18 protein-coding genes and 1 tRNA gene are annotated in these 18191 nt (G+C 38.0%); 9 read left to right on the top strand and 10 right to left on the bottom strand.

Annotated features, from left to right (window positions below; genetic code table 11):
• Positions 1–74: 74 nt before the first annotated feature.
• The 3 genes from psbA (AC6EJA_RS05205) (at position 75) to aroC (ending at position 3815) form a co-directional block, all read left to right on the top strand.
• A complete protein-coding gene (gene psbA / locus AC6EJA_RS05205) occupies positions 75–1157 on the top strand; it encodes a photosystem II q(b) protein (RefSeq protein WP_498501604.1) in 1083 nt (360 codons plus the stop codon).
• A gap of 350 nt (positions 1158–1507) precedes the next feature.
• Positions 1508–2590 (top strand): photosystem II q(b) protein, encoded by a 1083-nt coding sequence (gene psbA, locus AC6EJA_RS05200; protein WP_498501604.1) that lies wholly within the window; start codon positions 1508–1510, stop codon positions 2588–2590.
• Between the two features lie 139 nt (positions 2591–2729).
• The gene (aroC, locus tag AC6EJA_RS05195; RefSeq protein ID WP_498501603.1) at positions 2730–3815 is read left to right on the top strand and encodes a chorismate synthase; all 1086 of its coding nucleotides are present in this window, start codon (positions 2730–2732) and stop codon (positions 3813–3815) included.
• A 51-nt stretch (positions 3816–3866) separates the two neighbouring features.
• Here aroC and AC6EJA_RS05190 read toward each other — a convergent pair whose 3' ends face one another.
• The 4 genes from AC6EJA_RS05190 to psbO form a co-directional block, all read right to left on the bottom strand.
• Entirely contained in the window at positions 3867–4550 is a 684-nt protein-coding gene (locus AC6EJA_RS05190; RefSeq protein ID WP_498501602.1) for a bifunctional 4-hydroxy-2-oxoglutarate aldolase/2-dehydro-3-deoxy-phosphogluconate aldolase, read from the bottom strand.
• Positions 4534–6384, bottom strand: a complete 1851-nt coding sequence (ftsH, locus tag AC6EJA_RS05185) for an ATP-dependent zinc metalloprotease FtsH (RefSeq protein WP_498501601.1) — start codon at positions 6382–6384, stop codon at positions 4534–4536. Before ftsH ends, AC6EJA_RS05190 begins: the two co-directional genes overlap by 17 nt.
• Before the next feature lie 43 nt (positions 6385–6427).
• A complete protein-coding gene (gene sat / locus AC6EJA_RS05180) occupies positions 6428–7600 on the bottom strand; it encodes a sulfate adenylyltransferase (RefSeq protein WP_498501600.1) in 1173 nt (390 codons plus the stop codon).
• Between the two features lie 122 nt (positions 7601–7722).
• Positions 7723–8523, bottom strand: coding sequence for a photosystem II manganese-stabilizing polypeptide (gene psbO / locus AC6EJA_RS05175; RefSeq protein ID WP_498501599.1), 801 nt, complete (start codon positions 8521–8523; stop codon positions 7723–7725).
• Between psbO and AC6EJA_RS05170 the strand changes: the two genes are divergently transcribed.
• Positions 8522–8710: a hypothetical protein gene (locus tag AC6EJA_RS05170; RefSeq protein WP_498501598.1), complete on the top strand. Its 189-nt coding sequence runs from the start codon at positions 8522–8524 to the stop codon at positions 8708–8710. The genes psbO and AC6EJA_RS05170 overlap by 2 nt on opposite strands.
• Before the next feature lie 35 nt (positions 8711–8745).
• Here the strand turns inward: AC6EJA_RS05170 and coaBC are convergent, their stop codons facing one another.
• Positions 8746–10002: a bifunctional phosphopantothenoylcysteine decarboxylase/phosphopantothenate--cysteine ligase CoaBC gene (gene coaBC / locus AC6EJA_RS05165; protein ID WP_498501597.1), complete on the bottom strand. Its 1257-nt coding sequence runs from the start codon at positions 10000–10002 to the stop codon at positions 8746–8748.
• Positions 10003–10163: 161 nt separating this feature from the next.
• Between coaBC and AC6EJA_RS05160 the strand changes: the two genes are divergently transcribed.
• A complete protein-coding gene (locus AC6EJA_RS05160; protein ID WP_498501596.1) occupies positions 10164–10364 on the top strand; it encodes a DUF8635 family protein in 201 nt (66 codons plus the stop codon).
• A 97-nt stretch (positions 10365–10461) separates the two neighbouring features.
• The gene (locus tag AC6EJA_RS05155) at positions 10462–10803 is read left to right on the top strand and encodes a DUF565 domain-containing protein (protein WP_498501595.1); all 342 of its coding nucleotides are present in this window, start codon (positions 10462–10464) and stop codon (positions 10801–10803) included.
• Between the two features lie 21 nt (positions 10804–10824).
• Here the strand turns inward: AC6EJA_RS05155 and AC6EJA_RS05150 are convergent, their stop codons facing one another.
• Positions 10825–11841, bottom strand: coding sequence for an aspartate carbamoyltransferase catalytic subunit (locus tag AC6EJA_RS05150; RefSeq protein WP_498501594.1), 1017 nt, complete (start codon positions 11839–11841; stop codon positions 10825–10827).
• Complete coding sequence (locus AC6EJA_RS05145) at positions 11841–12440, bottom strand: DNA-3-methyladenine glycosylase (protein ID WP_498501593.1); 600 nt, start codon at positions 12438–12440, stop codon at positions 11841–11843. The genes AC6EJA_RS05150 and AC6EJA_RS05145 overlap by 1 nt, the downstream gene beginning before the upstream one ends.
• Before the next feature lie 125 nt (positions 12441–12565).
• On the opposite strand from AC6EJA_RS05145, the gene AC6EJA_RS05140 reads away from it, so the two are divergent.
• Positions 12566–13360 (top strand): creatininase family protein, encoded by a 795-nt coding sequence (locus AC6EJA_RS05140; RefSeq protein ID WP_498501592.1) that lies wholly within the window; start codon positions 12566–12568, stop codon positions 13358–13360.
• Between the two features lie 3 nt (positions 13361–13363).
• A complete protein-coding gene (gatC, locus tag AC6EJA_RS05135; RefSeq protein WP_498501591.1) occupies positions 13364–13657 on the top strand; it encodes an Asp-tRNA(Asn)/Glu-tRNA(Gln) amidotransferase subunit GatC in 294 nt (97 codons plus the stop codon).
• Here the strand turns inward: gatC and crtR are convergent, their stop codons facing one another.
• Entirely contained in the window at positions 13658–14701 is a 1044-nt protein-coding gene (gene crtR / locus AC6EJA_RS05130) for a beta-carotene hydroxylase (RefSeq protein ID WP_498501590.1), read from the bottom strand. It lies immediately after the preceding gene.
• A 53-nt stretch (positions 14702–14754) separates the two neighbouring features.
• Positions 14755–14836 (bottom strand) — tRNA-Leu (locus tag AC6EJA_RS05125).
• 136 nt (positions 14837–14972) lie between these two features.
• On the opposite strand from AC6EJA_RS05125, the gene ileS reads away from it, so the two are divergent.
• Positions 14973–17876: an isoleucine--tRNA ligase gene (gene ileS, locus AC6EJA_RS05120; protein ID WP_498501589.1), complete on the top strand. Its 2904-nt coding sequence runs from the start codon at positions 14973–14975 to the stop codon at positions 17874–17876.
• Here the strand turns inward: ileS and AC6EJA_RS05115 are convergent, their stop codons facing one another.
• Positions 17877–18188, bottom strand: coding sequence for a DUF7734 family protein (locus AC6EJA_RS05115; RefSeq protein ID WP_498501588.1), 312 nt, complete (start codon positions 18186–18188; stop codon positions 17877–17879).
• Positions 18189–18191: the final 3 nt, after the last annotated feature.

Genomic DNA, 18191 nt, shown 5'->3' with positions numbered 1-18191 from the left:
CACATCAATTAAAGTTCCCCTGACAGGTTTCCTGTTCTTAAATACTCCCTTTTGGGATATCTCATTTCGTCCTCATGACCACCATTAGACAGCAACGTTCTTCGTTGCTCAAAGGCTGGCCACAGTTCTGCGAGTGGGTCACATCTACTGACAATCGTATCTATATCGGTTGGTTCGGTGTTTTGATGATTCCTTGCCTAGCTGCTGCAGCTATTTGTTTCACAGTTGCATTTATTGCAGCTCCTCCAGTTGATATTGATGGTATCCGTGAGCCAGTAGCAGGATCTTTCCTCTACGGCAACAACATCATCTCTGGAGCTGTTGTTCCTTCAAGTAACGCAATCGGCCTTCACTTCTACCCAATCTGGGAAGCAGCGAACGTTGATGAGTGGCTTTACAACGGCGGTCCTTACCAATTGGTTATCTTCCACTTCCTCATCGGAATCTGTGGATGGATGGGTCGTCAGTGGGAACTTTCATACCGTTTAGGTATGCGTCCATGGATCTGTGTTGCTTACTCAGCACCTGTTTCAGCTGCTTTCGCAGTATTCCTTGTATACCCATTTGGTCAGGGTTCTTTCTCTGATGGTATGCCTCTAGGAATTTCTGGAACATTTAACTTCATGTTCGTTTTCCAGGCAGAGCACAATATTCTTATGCACCCATTCCACATGGCTGGTGTTGCTGGAATGTTTGGTGGAGCACTTTTCTCAGCAATGCATGGTTCTTTGGTGACTTCTTCACTAATCCGTGAAACAACTGAGACTGAGTCTCTTAACTATGGTTATAAGTTTGGACAAGAAGAAGAGACCTACAACATCGTTGCAGCTCACGGCTACTTCGGTCGCTTGATCTTCCAATACGCAAGCTTCAACAATAGCCGTAGTCTTCACTTCTTCTTGGCTTCATGGCCAGTAATTTGTGTTTGGTTGACTTCAATGGGCATTTGCACCATGGCATTCAACTTAAACGGCTTCAACTTCAACCAATCTGTAGTTGATGCAAACGGCGTTGTAGTTCCTACATGGGGTGATGTACTTAACCGTGCAAACCTAGGTATGGAAGTAATGCACGAGCGTAATGCTCACAACTTCCCTCTAGACCTTGCAGCTGCTGAAACAACTTCAGTTGCTCTAGTAGCTCCTTCCATCGGTTGAGCTTAGGGTTTTAGATAAATTAAAAAGCCCCCTTTTTTAAGGGGGCTTTTTTCATGCCTTTCGTCGCAAGCTCAATATTTACTTATTTCACTTCAATTAGAAAATTCCCAAAACAAAGAGTTTGTTTTTCAAGCATCTTAAAAATTTATTTTCAGATTTGAACGCCCACAAAAAAGAAAAACCCAAGTGATAAGTTTTTCTTATTAGTATTAAAAGTAATGTTAATTGAAGAAAGCTGCTTTTTTTTGCTTTTGTATTGGTGTTTCTGTCTATTATTAACGTGTTGAGAAAAATCTCAATCTTACATAACGTCTTTTCATTTAAGACACCCCTTATAAACGCTTTAATTCATGACCACCATTAGACAGCAACGTTCTTCGTTGCTCAAAGGCTGGCCACAGTTCTGCGAGTGGGTCACATCTACTGACAATCGTATCTATATCGGTTGGTTCGGTGTTTTGATGATTCCTTGCCTAGCTGCTGCAGCTATTTGTTTCACAGTTGCATTTATTGCAGCTCCTCCAGTTGATATTGATGGTATCCGTGAGCCAGTAGCAGGATCTTTCCTCTACGGCAACAACATCATCTCTGGAGCTGTTGTTCCTTCAAGTAACGCAATCGGCCTTCACTTCTACCCAATCTGGGAAGCAGCGAACGTTGATGAGTGGCTTTACAACGGCGGTCCTTACCAATTGGTTATCTTCCACTTCCTCATCGGAATCTGTGGATGGATGGGTCGTCAGTGGGAACTTTCATACCGTTTAGGTATGCGTCCATGGATCTGTGTTGCTTACTCAGCACCTGTTTCAGCTGCTTTCGCAGTATTCCTTGTATACCCATTTGGTCAGGGTTCTTTCTCTGATGGTATGCCTCTAGGAATTTCTGGAACATTTAACTTCATGTTCGTTTTCCAGGCAGAGCACAATATTCTTATGCACCCATTCCACATGGCTGGTGTTGCTGGAATGTTTGGTGGAGCACTTTTCTCAGCAATGCATGGTTCTTTGGTGACTTCTTCACTAATCCGTGAAACAACTGAGACTGAGTCTCTTAACTATGGTTATAAGTTTGGACAAGAAGAAGAGACCTACAACATCGTTGCAGCTCACGGCTACTTCGGTCGCTTGATCTTCCAATACGCAAGCTTCAACAATAGCCGTAGTCTTCACTTCTTCTTGGCTTCATGGCCAGTAATTTGTGTTTGGTTGACTTCAATGGGCATTTGCACCATGGCATTCAACTTAAACGGCTTCAACTTCAACCAATCTGTAGTTGATGCAAACGGCGTTGTAGTTCCTACATGGGGTGATGTACTTAACCGTGCAAACCTAGGTATGGAAGTAATGCACGAGCGTAATGCTCACAACTTCCCTCTAGACCTTGCAGCTGCTGAAACAACTTCAGTTGCTCTAGTAGCTCCTTCCATCGGTTGAGCTTAGGGTTTTAGATAAATTAAAAAGCCCCCTTTTTTAAGGGGGCTTTTTAATGGGTTATTTTAGTTTCAATCAAATTCATTTTTTGCTAGCTTTTTCAAAAGTGTATGTGATTTTTATTTCCTTCAAGTAATTAATTATGGGTAGCACTTTTGGACATCTTTTCAAAATAACAACTTTTGGAGAATCACATGGTGGTTCTGTTGGTGTTGTTCTTGAAGGATGTCCACCATTAATTGAAATTGACTTAGATCAAATTCAATATGAATTAGATAGACGTAGACCAGGTCAAAGTAAAATAACTACCCCAAGAAATGAACCTGATAAATTAGAAATATTAAGTGGTTTAAGAGGAAATATTTCATTGGGGACTCCCATATCAATAGCGGTAAAAAATAAAGATACAAGACCTACTGACTACTCAAATTTAACTAATGTTTTCAGACCTTCTCATGCTGATGCAACTTATCAAGCTAAATATGGAATACAAGCCCAAAGTGGCGGTGGTAGGGCCTCCGCAAGAGAGACAATTGGCAGAGTTGCTGCAGGAGCAATTGCAAAGCAGATATTAAAGCAAGAGACAAAAACTGAGGTTCTAGCTTGGGTGAAAAGAATTCATGATATTGAAGCTGAAGTTGATCAAAGCAACGTTTCACTTCAAGCAATTGAATCGAATATTGTGCGCTGTCCTAATAAGGATATTGCTGAATTAATGATTAAGAGAATTGAGGAAATTAGTCAGGAAGGAGACTCATGTGGAGGGATGATCGAATGTGTGGTAAAAAATCCTCCAATAGGATTAGGAATGCCTGTTTTTGACAAATTAGAAGCAGACTTAGCAAAAGCATTGATTTCTCTACCTGCAACAAAAAGTTTCGAGGTGGGCTCAGGTATTCAAGGTACATTCACAAAAGGTAGTGATCATAATGATGAATTCTTACCTTCTGAAAATGGCCGACTAAAAACTGCAACTAACAATTCCGGAGGCATTCAAGGAGGAATAAGTAATGGTGAACCAATAATTTTAAGAGTTGGGTTTAAGCCAACTGCCACTATCAGAAAAAAACAAATTACAGTTGATTCAGATGGCAATCCAACAACTTTAGGAGCGAAAGGACGTCACGATCCTTGCGTTTTACCAAGAGCAGTACCAATGGTTGAGGCTATGGTTGCGTTGGTTCTTGTGGATCATTTGCTCAGGCAACGTGGCCAATGTGGGAAATAAATTAATTTAAATCGAAAAAATGTCATAGTTTTTTAATAACAACTATTGGATTTAACCAAAATTTCGATTTTTAACCCATTCTATTAATGAAGTGTCAATGTTATCATTTATATAAATTTTTCTACCCAAAGCAACTGCGCAATGCCCTGAATTAAGCCAGTCATTTATTTCTTTAGCTTTGATTCCTCCTGCGGCGATTATATATGGGATTGAATTTATTGGGGCCTTAATTATATTAATGTATTTGAGCCCGAGAACTGCAGCAGGGAAAAGTTTAATAACTCTCCACCCAAAGCATTTTGCATATTCAATTTCAGTTGGGCTGAATACCCCAGGTATTAAAAGAGTGTTAGATTCCCTTGCGAATTCTTGTAACTTTTGATTCCAAGTAGGAGTCATTGCATAATTTAATTCCAGCTTTGTGAAATCATTTAAAGCTTCTTGAGAAGTTACAGATGCAATGCCTAGAGATAAATTAGGCATCGAAGTTTTAATTTCTCTTATCAGCCTTGGCCAAAAAATGTTTTTAGACCAAGCAATTTCAATATGATTTATACCTATTTGATTCAAATGCTCAATTTTTTCTAGGAATTTGTCGCGTTCTAGGGAATTTTCTAATTGAATTTTACTTGGTCTTAAAACAATTATTAAAGGTAACTTTGATAGGGAGGATATAAAATCCTCTTGTTTAGCAATCCACTTGGATTTTTGATTCTGTTTATACGTATTCTGCAACTTTTACTTCTTTTCTGATTAGAAGGGCTTGTAATTCTTCAGAATTTACTGTTTCTTTTTCAATAAGCATATCAGCCAATTCATCTAAAATATGTTTGTTATCTCTGAGAACTTTGTTGGCTCGCTTGTAAGCGGTACTAACTAATTCTGAGACTTCTGAATCTATTGTGGCTGCTGTGTCTTCAGAGAAGTCTCTTTCTGATGCGATGTCTCTCCCCAAAAACATTCCGCCTTGAGACCTCCCAAGTGCTATTGGGCCAAGTTTATCACTCATCCCAAATTTGGTAATCATCTGCCTAGCTACTTGAGCTACTTGCTTAAGATCGTTTGAAGCTCCAGTGGTGACTTCATCGTCACCAAAAATAATTTCTTCGGCAACTCTTCCACCCAGAGCAACTGCCATTTGATTTTGTAGGTAAGAACGAGAATAAAGACCTGATTCCATTCTTTCCTCACTTGGGGTGAAGAAAGTTAGTCCACCGGCTTGTCCTCTAGGGATTATTGAGACTTTTTGAACTGGGTCATAATCTGGCATTAAAGCTCCAACTACTGCATGACCAGCTTCATGATAAGCAACTAATTTCTTTCTTCTTTCACTCATGACTCTATCTTTTTTTTCTGGACCAGCCATAATTCTTTCAATTGCATCACCAACCTCATCATTTGTGACTTCGGTAAGATTTTTCCTCGCAGCAAGAATTGCTGACTCATTTAAAAGATTTGCTAAGTCTGCCCCTGTGAATCCTGGCGTCCTTCTTGCGACTTGGTCTAGATCTACATCTCTTGAAAGTGTCTTTCCTTTTGCATGTACATTTAGTATCTCAAGTCTTCCTGAGTAATCAGGTCTATCAACTGTTACTTGCCTGTCAAATCGACCTGGACGCATTAGGGCGGAATCAAGAACGTCTGGTCTGTTTGTTGCTGCGACAATAATTATTCCGGAATTACCCTCAAATCCATCCATTTCAGTGAGCAATTGGTTGAGAGTTTGCTCCCTTTCGTCGTTACCACCGCCAAGACCAGCTCCCCTTTGACGACCAACAGCATCTATTTCATCAATAAAAACAATACATGGCGCATTTTTTTTCGCTTGTTCAAAAAGATCTCTGACTCTACTTGCACCTACACCAACAAACATCTCAACAAACTCTGAACCTGAGATTGAAAAAAATGGGACTGCAGCCTCCCCGGCTACAGCTCTGGCTAAAAGTGTCTTGCCTGTTCCTGGTGGTCCAACAAGTAGAACTCCTTTAGGTATTTTTGCTCCTACCGCAGTAAATCTATCGGGATTTTTTAAGAAATCTACTACTTCAGAAAGTTCAAGTTTTGCTCCCTCAATTCCAGCAACATCCCCAAAAGTAACTTGGGTTGAGGGCTCCATTTGCAATCTTGCTTTGCTTTTACCAAAACTCATTGCGGGATTACCGCCGCCTCCACTCCCCTGAGATCGCCTGAAAAGGAAGAATATTCCACCAAGTAACAAAACAGGGAAAATCAAGCTAGTTGCGGCTTGTTGGAGTGGCCTGGGTTGGCTAGTTGGTTGGACTGCTATGTCGACTTCATTATTGGTGAGCAATTCCAAAAGGTCCTTGTCCGGAGCTAAATTCACCTTGGAACGGCTTCCGTCAGTTTCTACAACCTGAGCAGTGCCCTGATCTGGAGATATCAAGACGCGACTGACCTGCCTATCTTCTACTGCTTCAAGAAAATCACTGTAGCGCAGGGTTTTTGTTGCTTTTGCTGGATCGGGTTGATCAAAAAATGCGCTTCCAACAAAAATAACAACCAGGACCATAAGTACATATAGTCCGATGTTTCTCCAACGTTTGTTCAAGGTTCTTTTTCCGGTACTTATAGATGTTAGTAGGCTCGAGGACTTATTTGGAGCGTCTTAGTACATCTACTACGCTTTTGAATGCAAACCATTCGGGAATTTCTTCGTTGGATCTGAGCATTTTTCTAAATTGCGTACCGCTGAGTTTCTTGATATGAAGGCCAAGTTGCTCGGCTTTTTCAGCTGTGACATAACCCTCTTCTTCAGTAAAAACTAAATTCAAAGAAGGTACGGTTTTCATCTCAAGTTCGCCAGAGCATTCTCTTGCAAAATTTTGTGCATCATATGGCCCATAAAAATCGTTACCGTCCAAAGACGATTTGCAGCCTGCCATGTCTCTACCAATAATAAAATGGGTGCAACCGTAGTTTCTTCTTATAATCATGTGTTGTAGAGCTTCTCTTGGCCCAGCCATATGCATAGAGTAAGGAAGATATGCCCATTTAATTCTTGGATTATTTAATTCATTAGCTAGTTTTTCGTAGGTTTCAAATCTCACAGCCCCTGGAATATCGTCTTGTTGAGTAGGGCCGCAGGTTGGATGGACTAAAACAACAGCTTCTTTGGCTACATTTTCGGCTTCTAGTGCTCTAGTAAAAAGTTCATAATGGGCACGATGAATTGGATTTCTGCATTGAAAAGCAACAACGTTTTTACCAGAGGGAAGCATTTTTCTGACCTCTGAAGGAGTTTTACATGGGAAAATTCTCTTTGGTAATTCAAGGCCTTTAACTTCGCCACTTAGATAATATTTTTTTCTCTCAGTTGCAATCATTTTCACAGCAGGATGCTCTAATGAAGTTGTGCCGTAGCAAAGTTTTGCTTCCAGTACTTTGTCAGGTTCCCATTTTTCTTTTACCTCAAGAATTGCAATATTTTGATTTTTGTATTTGAGAAGAATTTTGTCTCCCTTGGTGATGTCCTCTCTATCAGTGTCAAAAACAATCGGCAGTCCAAAAAGTTTGCCATTTTCTAATCTGTGATTATTGACTACCGAAAGATAATTCTTTTGACTCATAAACCCAGTCAAGGGGGAAAATCCACCAACAATTAATAGTTCAATGTCGCAAGCATTCCTATCAGAGCATTCAAGATTTTTATTGCATTCTTCTAATAGTTTTTTTTGTTCAATTTTATTTGTCATTAAGTCTATTAACTCCCCTCCATATGGAGGGATAATTGAGAGCTCTTTCGCTTCGTAATTATTTATGCCCATGGAAAATCAAAAATATATTGATGAATTCTCCCAGATAGAGGACCAATTATTTTTTTTAAACCGAAATTCACAAAAAAAGAGGCCCCGATGGGCCTCTTTTTTTGTGAATTTAAAAGCAGAAGTTAAGCTTTCTTACCGTAAAAATTACCGATGATTTTTACATCAGTAGGGTCCTTAGATCCTAGGTCGTTGTCAGAAGGTTGAATAGCTTCAAAAGAACCTGAGAATTCATTTGTATCTGAATCAACAGCTTCAACAGTCAAAGTGATCACGCCCTTGCCGGATAGATCTTTTTTGACATTTTCTCTTGCAAGCTCCTCATCGTCGCCACCAAGAGCAACTAGCCCTTGAGCATATTCAACACCTGTATCCTTGGCCCTACTTTTTGGATCCAAGAAAGCACCTGTTCTGTAGCTAGGGGTGAATGTAGTACCTTTGAATTCAGCTCCTGGGGCAATAGTTTTGCCACCATCAGCAACCATGTCTTTAACAGAGAAGGCTAATGGGAATTCTTCCCCATCAGGAGCTAGAACTGTAATTAAAGAAAAGTCAATACCACCTTTCTCAGTGAATTTTCCACCAGAAAGATCTCCATAAACCTCATCAATACTTGTGTTGAATCTAGGACTGATGATTTTTGCAGGTACAAATTCTGCTTGCTTACGCTTGCTTGCAGCTGCCTTTACAAAAATCTTTTGAGGTTGTAGGCAGAGGCTTTTGAAGTTTCCATCAGCACTGATGGAACCAGATGCACCCTCTGAGAGGGTTGTGCATTCTCCTGCCTGGCCAGTATTTACAACATTACCGAACTTGGCATTGCCTCTCTCGGGGCCTTTTACAAAGGCTGCAGAGACATCAGTTGGGGCAGATATGAAGGCAAGGCAGAAAGCCAGTGCCAAAGCTAAAAGAGGACGAAATCGCATGGGAAGTAAGCCAAAGAGGCCAAATGACTGCGGTATAAACCGCCCAATGAATCAGTTGGGAGCTTACAAGGGTAAACGGGCGTTGGGAGATGCATTAAGCACCTCTCAACAACCCGTAGCTTATTGGAATAAACAAAAAGATTGCAATAATCTCCAGATCAGCTGTGCTGCAATCGATCTGCTTTAATTTGCAGAAAAATGGAAGTTGCGATTATTTTTGATTCATAAAATATTTTTTGTTTTATTTGCCATTAATTGATCGAGGATTTTATTTGCTAAGAGAAATTTGGGCATGGGTTCAAATTCTTTCTCAAAATTTTTAGCACCAATTAAAAATCCTCCGTTTGGACAATTCCCAAAACCTTGACTTTCTACATCAATAGGATTCGCAAAAATAAAATCACATCTTTTACTAGTGAGTTTTTGCTGCCCTGAATCTTTCAGTTGCTTCTTATCGCCTGTGACTGCAGCAAACCCAACAATAGTTTGGTTCTTTACTCTTTTGGAGCACATTTCTTGCAAAAGGTCAGGAACTAACTCAAGGTTTTGACTGATCGAATGAATAAGGTTCTCTTTTCTTATTTTTTGGGTAGTTTCTCCACCGATTCTTCTTAAGTCAGAAACTGCTGCGGCCATAAATATCAATGTTGATGATGGCTGAAGTAAACACAATTTTTCCCTCATTTCCAGGGAATTCAATCCGCTATGAGTAGTTAATCCTTCTAATAATTCATCGGGAACATCTAAGGATCCATGTATTAAATCAACTTTTGCTCCTCTGAGACGAGCAGCCTGGGCAATAAAGACTCCTGTTCGCCCAGAGCTTTTGTTGGAAATTTGCCTGGCAGGATCCAATGCTTCTAATGTCCCCCCTGCAGTTACGAGAACTCTCTCATTATTGAAATCTTTTTTTATTTGTCCATTTTTTTGTCTTGTAAGAAGAGCACTCTGTATTGCTAGAACAATAACTTCATTATTTGCCATCAAACCTTTGCCCTCACTATCACAAGCTAAGAGACCATCAACTGGATCAAGCGTTATTGTTTTTGGATTATCTGCCAGGGCCTCCCAATTTTTCTTTATTGCACCATTGTTCCACATGGCTGTATTCATAGCCGCTGCAGCAATGACGGGGCATTCAGATGCCAACAAAACACTTGCGAAAAGGCCTTCTCCCAATCCAACTGACCACCTTGCGAGGGATGATGCGCTCAATGGAGCAGCAACAATTACGTCTGCCCATTCGGCGAGCTCGATATGTAAAGGTTTTGTTTGACCATGACTCCATTGATCTTTATCTAAAAAGCATTTATTCCTGCAAAGAGTCGATAGAGATAGAGGACTAACTAATTTCGTGGCACTTTTTGTTGCTACGCAACGTACATTTGCACCAGCTTTGACTAGTTCACTTACTAAAGCGGGTATTTTTACAACAGCGATGCTTCCAGATAGGCAAATTAAAATATTTGCTCCTGTCATCGGTGCTAGCTTTTCTTTATGGGGATTGTGCGTAATCAAAATATAGGAATAAAATTTACTTTTAATGATCTAAATAGTTACATGTGTATTTTATCTCTTAATGGCTAAAGTAAAAATGTACCTAAATAATTAAGGTCAGAGATTTCCCACTAATTTAATCAATGTCTCAATCAAAAAGAGAACAGGTGGTAAGTCACCTCAGATACATTCGGCAGGAATTGCGAGAAATGAATCAAGGTGTCATTGATGATGATTTGCTCCCTGAACCAGGAGAAATTCGTGGTGTTTTGGCCCAAATGGAGGCGCTCCAGGAATTATTGGAGGGAAAAGTAAAACAAAAATCAAAGAATGAAGAAACATAGGTAACTTTTAATAAAAAATAGAATCTTTTATTAAAAGTTACTGATAATGATACAAAATAAATCTAATAAATTCATTTTTTAATTAAAGAGGTTATCTATGAAAAGTAGATTACAAAAAACTAATTTGCACAAAAATATTACTTTATCTTTTGAGAGACTTGTTAATTGGTCAACTAATCCCTGGAGAAGATACTCAACCTATTTGATAATCTTCTTTGTAGGGTTTGTTCTTGGCTCCTCCTTGGGAATGATCAACGGAACATTATCTTTAATGGATCCAGTTGGAGCTTTTTTTACATTATTATTTATTGAATCAAGTATAAGATTTAGAAGAAATTTTAAATCCAATAAACATAATAGAATTATAATTGGTTTTTTAGATATGTTAAGAATGGGAACTCTATATGGATTGTTTATGGAGGCTTTTAAATTGCTCTAATAAAAGATAAATTCGCTATTGTTAGCTATAATTTTGTGTGATTAAATAGAGAAGAGCCATCCTTATTGGGATTCCATTACTTACTTGATCCTCGATTAAACTTATTGACTGATCTTCTACTACTTCACCACTAATTTCTATGCCTCTATTAACAGGTCCAGGGTGAAGCACAGGTATTTTTCTTTTGCTTATATTCAATTTTTCATGAGTTATTCCAAAATCCAAAAAATATCTTGATAAATCAGTTATTAAATTCTTTTTCATTCTCTCTTTTTGTAGTCTAAGGGTCATTACTGCATCAGCATTTTTTAGTGAATCTTTTAGAGATCTATTAATGAAAATATCACCTCTTTTATCAACAGGGTCCTTTTTTTGGCCGGGGGGAGGACTTTTAACAAATTCAGAAAAATCATTTGGTAACAAACTTGGTGGACCACAAAGAGTTACATTTGCTCCACATGCCGTTAATGCCCAAAGATTGGATCGAGCAACTCTGGAGTGCAGAATGTCGCCAACTATCGTAATTTCTTTGCCATGGATTACATCAGGGGAAGGATCCTTTGGGTTGAAGAAATTTGCGAGGGTGAATAAATCTAGAAGGCCTTGACTTGGATGACTATGAAGTCCATCTCCAGCATTCAAAATTTTGGTTGATTTATCTGTTGCATCAATGAAATTTGCAAGTTCATCAGCAATATTTGCTGAACCATGTCTCACAACAAGTACATCTGCTCCCATGGACATGTAAGTGATTGCTGTGTCCAATGGACTTTCTCCTTTACTCAAAGCACTGTTGGATGGAGAAAAGCTTTGAGTATCTGCGGATAGACGCTTAGCTGCTAATTCAAAGCTAGTTCGAGTTCTTGTGCTTGCTTCAAAAAATAGTGTGGTTACAAGTTTCCCCTGCAAAGCAGGCAGTTTTCGGGAGCTTTGATTAGGTAAAGATTTGAATCTATTAGCTAGTTCAAAAACAGTAGCGTAGTCCTCAATTGAGAAATTTGAGAGATCAATTATGTGCTTATGTTCCCAGTTGCTCATTAGCTGTTATGAAAAGAGGGTCTCCATGCATTGACATGAGAGGGGATCCGATCATTTTTAGATCTTTTGCTTATGCTTCGACTTGATTGCATGTACCACCTCCAAGGTAATTCTTTTGCTTTAGATATACCAATTCTGTTTGTTGCAATTATCTTTTGCATTTTTGCCGAGTTTGATGGTTCAGTTAGCCAGATACCATTTTCTACTGAAATTGATAGATTGTCATGTGATTTATTTAAACCAAACCTCATTGCTAATAGACCTGGACCAGATGCAACTCTCTCATTCTCTCCTGGCACAGCAACTGATCTAAGCAAAACTCCACTAGCCCAATTTGTTTTTTCTGTGACTATATTTACACAAAAATATTTCCCATATGTCATATAAACATATAACCTGCCTGGCTCTCCAAAAAGAGTTTTATTTTTCAAAGACTCATTTTTAAATCCATGACAAGCTTCCTCTTCTTGTGAATAAGCTTCCGTCTCCACAATTACTCCCCAGAGTAATGAGTTATCACTATTCCTTTTTATAAGTTTGCAGCCAATTAAATCTTGACCTACTTTTTTGGCAGATCTACAAAAAAAACTTTTATTCAAGATTTCATCTTTTATTTTAAATACCCCTTCAGACGAATATCAACTTAATAAATTTACTAAGCTTTTGGTATATATCATCATCTTCAAAATATTATTCAATCTAAACCCTAGGCTTAATTTTATAAATGTCCAAAACAATTAATCCAAATTTTCCTGGTGCAGTTGAAAACTTTGAAGATGTTCGGTTAGATCTAAAAACATGGAGTGAAATAGAAGAATATTTAACTCACTGTAAAGCGATTATTTTTCCTATTGGCTCTACTGAACAACATGGGCCCACTGGGGCAATAGGAACAGATGCCATAACATCAGAAGCAATAGCAAGAGAATTAGCAAGAAGAACGGGTGTATTGGTTACTCCAACTCAATCATTCGGGATGGCAGAGCACCATTTGTGCTTTCCTGGCACTATGAGTCTGCGGCCCGTAACTTTAATTAATTTGATTCATGATTTGGTTTTATCATTGTTAAAACATGGATTTGAGCGCATTTATTTTGTAAATGGACATGGTGGTAATATTGCCACTCTAAAGGCTTCATTTCATCAGATTTACTCAACTGCTTTGGATCAAAGAATTCCATGCGCAGATAAATTGAAATGCAAAGTTGCAAGTTGGTTTATTTTCCCAGAGGTTTTTAAATACGCTCAAGATCTTTATGGTCAACAAGAAGGCCAACATGCTACTCCAAGCGAAATAGCAATCACTTTGCATTTATTCCCATCTCTAATCGAAAAACAGATCGCCTTGAAGGATCCATCAGGAGAAGGGGCGATTTACAATAGAGTTGACTTTAAATCCAAATATACTGATGGAAGGATGGGTTCTAACCCATTTCTAGCCAAAGCTGAACATGGCAAAACACTCATAGAAAAATCTGCATCAGCCATGATCCAAGACTTATCCCTTTTTCTTCAATAAATTATGACGAGAATCACCCCAAAAGATGTACGAAAAGTAGCAAAATTATCACGTTTGGATTTAACCAATAATGAAGTAGATATGTATGCGAAACAATTAGAGGATATTCTTCAATATATTGAGCAGCTTGAGCAGGTTGTGACGGATGATATCCCAGAAACAACAAGAGCTATTGAAGTTGTTAATGTAACTAGGAATGACGAAATAGTTAATTCAAATATTCGTGAGGATTTATTAAATCTCGCTCCCAATAGAGATGGAGATTTCTTTAAAGTTCCTAAAATATTAAATGAATGATTAATGTTTTCTGGATTTTTTTTGAGGTATTATTGCAGTCTGGTGTAAGACATGTATAAATTTTTTCCTCATAAAGTGAGTTGGAATAATTTTTGCAAGGACTCTTATTTTGCTTCTGTTTTTTTTATGACTTCTGATACCCAAGACTATGTCGTAGAGAAAATTAAATCCATCTTTACTAGATTCGAAAATGCCCATCCTTTGAGGCGATCCTTTTGCATCCAGAAGTGGTTTGGTAACCTCATAAGCAGGCTTATACTCAAACCATGGTATTGAAGGCCAAAGGTGGTGAACTAGATGATAGTTTTGACCCATTATTAACCAATTCATCGTTTTGCTTGGGTAAACCCTGGAATTTTTCCACCTATTTCTCGATAGAAAAGGTCTGTGAGGAAGATAATCAAAGAATATCCCTAAAGTAACTCCGACCATCAGTGCAGGTCCAAACCATAGGTTATAAATAACATTCATAAAATTAAATTTTATACCAGCCAAAACAATTGTTATGAAAAGACTTCTTTCTATTCCCCATTGAAGTAATTCGTATTTCCTCCAAAGCTTTCTCTCAAAGAAGAAATATTCGTGGTAAAAAAATCTCGGCGCGATTAACCAAACTGGACCAAACGTGCTAACAATATGATCTGGGTCATTTTTAGGATCGTTTACGTATTTATGGTGTTCAAGGTGAACTCTAGTAAATACTGGGAAACTAAATCCCAGCAATATTGCGGCCCCATGCCCCATTGCTTGATTTATCCACCGATTAGGGTGAGCAGCATTGTGACATGCATCATGAATTACTGTGCCCTCCATATGAAGAGCTAGAAATGCCAAACCAACTAACACTGGAAGAGGCCAATTGCCTTGATACCATTGCCATACACTCAGTATCGCCAGGATATATCCTCCAATAAAAAGGCCTACAGTTATGTTCCATTTATCTGGGGGGTCGAGATATCTCTGCAGCTCGTTTTGCCAGTTAAAAGAGGTTTTTGAGTTGTTCGACAACTGTTGGGGTTTAGCAGTTGAAGAAGCTACGTTCATCGCCTTTTGAAATTAGAGCAAAATTTTCATTACTTACTACTGTAAGAAATTTATGCCCACCGGGAGACTTGAACTCCCACTACCTAAGTAACGGGTACCTAAAACCCGCGCGTCTACCAATTCCGCCAGGTGGGCTAGCAATTAGATCCAAATGATACTAGCGTGCTGAGATTCAAGCCCAGTAGGAATGTTCAAAATCCGTTTGATTTTGAACATTCTCCCGTCTAGGATTGATAATCGAATTTACAAATATTTTTAGGAACCAACGGAGATGCCAAAGGAGGAAGAGATAAAAACTTCATACAAGGAAACTTTGAATCTTTTGAAGACGTCTTTCTCCATGAGAGCTAATTCCGTTACTCGAGAACCTGAATTGCAGGAGTTTTGGCGGGTTAGAGGCATTGATTTTGAACTAGGAGCTTCTAACGAAGGAGAAATTTTTACTTTGCATGATGGTCCCCCTTATGCCAATGGAACTCTTCATATGGGGCATGCTCTCAATAAAGTTCTCAAGGATATTATTAACAAATACCAAATATTAAAAGGGAAAAAAGTCAGATTTATCCCGGGATGGGACTGTCATGGTTTACCGATCGAATTAAAAGTTTTGCAAAACCTTGATAATGAACAAAGAGAAAAATTAACCCCACTAAAACTTAGAAAAAAAGCTGCTGCATATGCAAAGAAACAAGTTGATAGTCAAATGTCTGGATTTAAAAGATGGGGAATTTGGGCTGATTGGAAAAATCCATATTTAACTCTTAATAAAGAATATGAGGCTGATCAGGTAAGACTTTTTGGAGAAATGGCTCTCAAGGGTTACATCTACAGAGGGCTAAAGCCAGTGCACTGGAGTCCAAGTTCTCAAACAGCTCTTGCTGAAGCAGAATTGGAGTATCCAGAGGGCCATATTAGCCAAAGTATTTATGTTAATTTTTCAATTACTTATCTGCCGGAAGCGTTACTAGAAAATCTCAATCAACAAACTTATATTTCTGATAAATCAGATGTAACTGGTTTAAATATTAAAGCTTCTATATGGACAACTACTCCTTGGACTTTGCCAGCAAATTTGGCTATTGGTATTAATCCAAATTTAAATTATATCTTTGCGGCTAATAATTCTGGAGAAATTATTATAGTAGCTGAGGAACTTCTTGATCATTTAAACGAAGTCACTGGTATTAATTATATAAAAAAAGCCTTAGTTAAGGGAAAAGATCTTGAGGGTATTTTATATCAACACCCTTTATTTGACTCTATCAATCCTATAGTTTTAGCTGGAGATTATATAAATACCGAATCAGGAACTGGACTTGTTCATACTGCGCCAGGTCACGGAGTTGATGATTATAAAACCGGGCAAAAGTATGGTCTAAAAGTTATTTGTCCAGTTGATGAAAATGGCATCTTCACAAGTGAAGCAGGTGATTTTGAAGGCCTAAATGTATTAGATAATGCGAATCAAAAAATAATTTCTGTGTTGGCAAAGTCTGGTGCTTTATTAAAACAATTGCCTTATGAGCATAAGTATCCCTACGATTGGCGAACAAAAAAACCTACAATTTTCAGAGCTACAGAACAGTGGTTTGCTTCTATTGAGGGCTTTAGAGATTTAGCTTTAAAGTCAATTAACGAGGTTGAATGGATTCCCATTGCGGGTCTCAATAGAATAAATTCAATGGTAAAGGAAAGGGGTGATTGGTGTATCTCTAGACAAAGAACATGGGGAGTACCCATACCGGTTTTCTATGAAAAAGATGGAGATAAAGTTCTTTTAAATAAAGACACTCTTGAACATATTTATTCTCTTTTTAAGATACATGGAGCTGATGTTTGGTGGGAAAGAGATGAGTCAGAATTACTCCCCCCTCCTTACTCTTTAGATGCTGATAAATGGGTAAAAGGTACAGATACTATGGATGTATGGTTTGATTCAGGTTCCAGTTGGAAGGCAGTTTGCTCGCAAGAAAAGGATCACAATTGCCCCGCAGATTTATACATGGAGGGGTCAGATCAGCATAGAGGATGGTTTCAGTCTTCTCTATTGACATCTGTTGCAGTTTCAGGAGAAGCGCCTTATAAAAAGGTTCTTACGCATGGTTTTGTTTTAGATGAAAATGGTAGAAAGATGAGTAAGTCTCTGGGTAACATTGTCGATCCTTTAGTAATAATTAATGGAGGGAAAAATCAAAAGATTCAACCTGCCTTTGGAGCAGATGTTTTAAGACTATGGGTTAGTTCAGTAGATTATTCAGTAGATGTTCCAATTGGATCGAGTATCCTAAGACAATTATCTGATGTCTATAGAAAAATTAGAAATACTTCTAGATATTTATTAGGTAATTTGCATGATTTTAATCCTGAGGCCGATTCTATTGAATTTGATGATTTGCCAATATTGGATAAGTGGATGCTTCAACGGACATCTGATGTGATGGAAGAAATTGAAAAGGCATTTGAGGATTTTGAGTTTTATAAGTTTTTTCAATTAATTCAGTCTTTTTGTGTTGTAGATTTATCTAATTTTTATTTAGATATAGCAAAAGATCGCTTGTACGTAAGTGCACCTTTTGATAAGAGAAGAAGATCTTGCCAAACCGTATTATCAATATTAATTGAAAAAATAGCAGGCTTAATTTGTCCTGTACTCCCTCATATGGCTGAGGATATTTGGCAGAATATTCCTTATAAGCTAAAGGAAGATTCGGTTTTTAGAAGAGGATGGCCAATCTTATCTCATTCTTTTAGAGATCCTAATATTATGGAGTCAATAAAATTACTAAGGGAATTGAGAACTGACATAAATAGAAGTCTTGAAGACTGCAGAACTAATAATTATCTTGGTTCTTCATTGGAAGCTTCGGTACGAATTGATCTTACTAATTCAGATACAATCAAATCGATTAATTGGCTTAATAAAAACTCAGAGAAAGATGTTGATAACTTTAGAGATTGGCTAATAGTCTCTGATTTAAAAATTGGAGGAGAGCCATGGGCAGAGATTCTAGTCTCAAAAGAAACCCACAATGGAACTATTGAGATTGCAAAGGCAAAAGGAAAAAAATGTGATAGATGTTGGCATTTTCAAACTGATGTTGGATTAAATCAAAAACATCCAAAATTATGTGAAAGATGCGTTGATGTTTTAGACAGGATTACCAAATTAAAATAATTATTCCCACTGATTTAAATTTAAAAAAATTTCGGGTTTATTTGGTCCCTTAACTATTTCTCTTGAGGAGAGATTCATTGGTGCCTTGATAAGAATAGCGGATAATAATTTTGAGTTTCTTGGAATTGTTGTTTCTTGCTCATTAAATTCTGTTGGGTGAGTTAATGAACTTGAGAAACCCCTATAAATGACTATCTCTAGGTCTTCTTCTTGTTTAAATTGATTTATTAAAATGCCTTTAATTATAAGAATCCTCTCTCTTTTTTCTTGACTTAGGGCCTCAAGCTTTTTTATAAGGTAATCATTTTTCATATA

This window comes from Prochlorococcus sp. MIT2309 (assembly GCF_059772305.1).
Note: the sequence above shows the minus strand (reverse complement) of the source record. Positions and strands in the feature narration are given on the sequence as shown.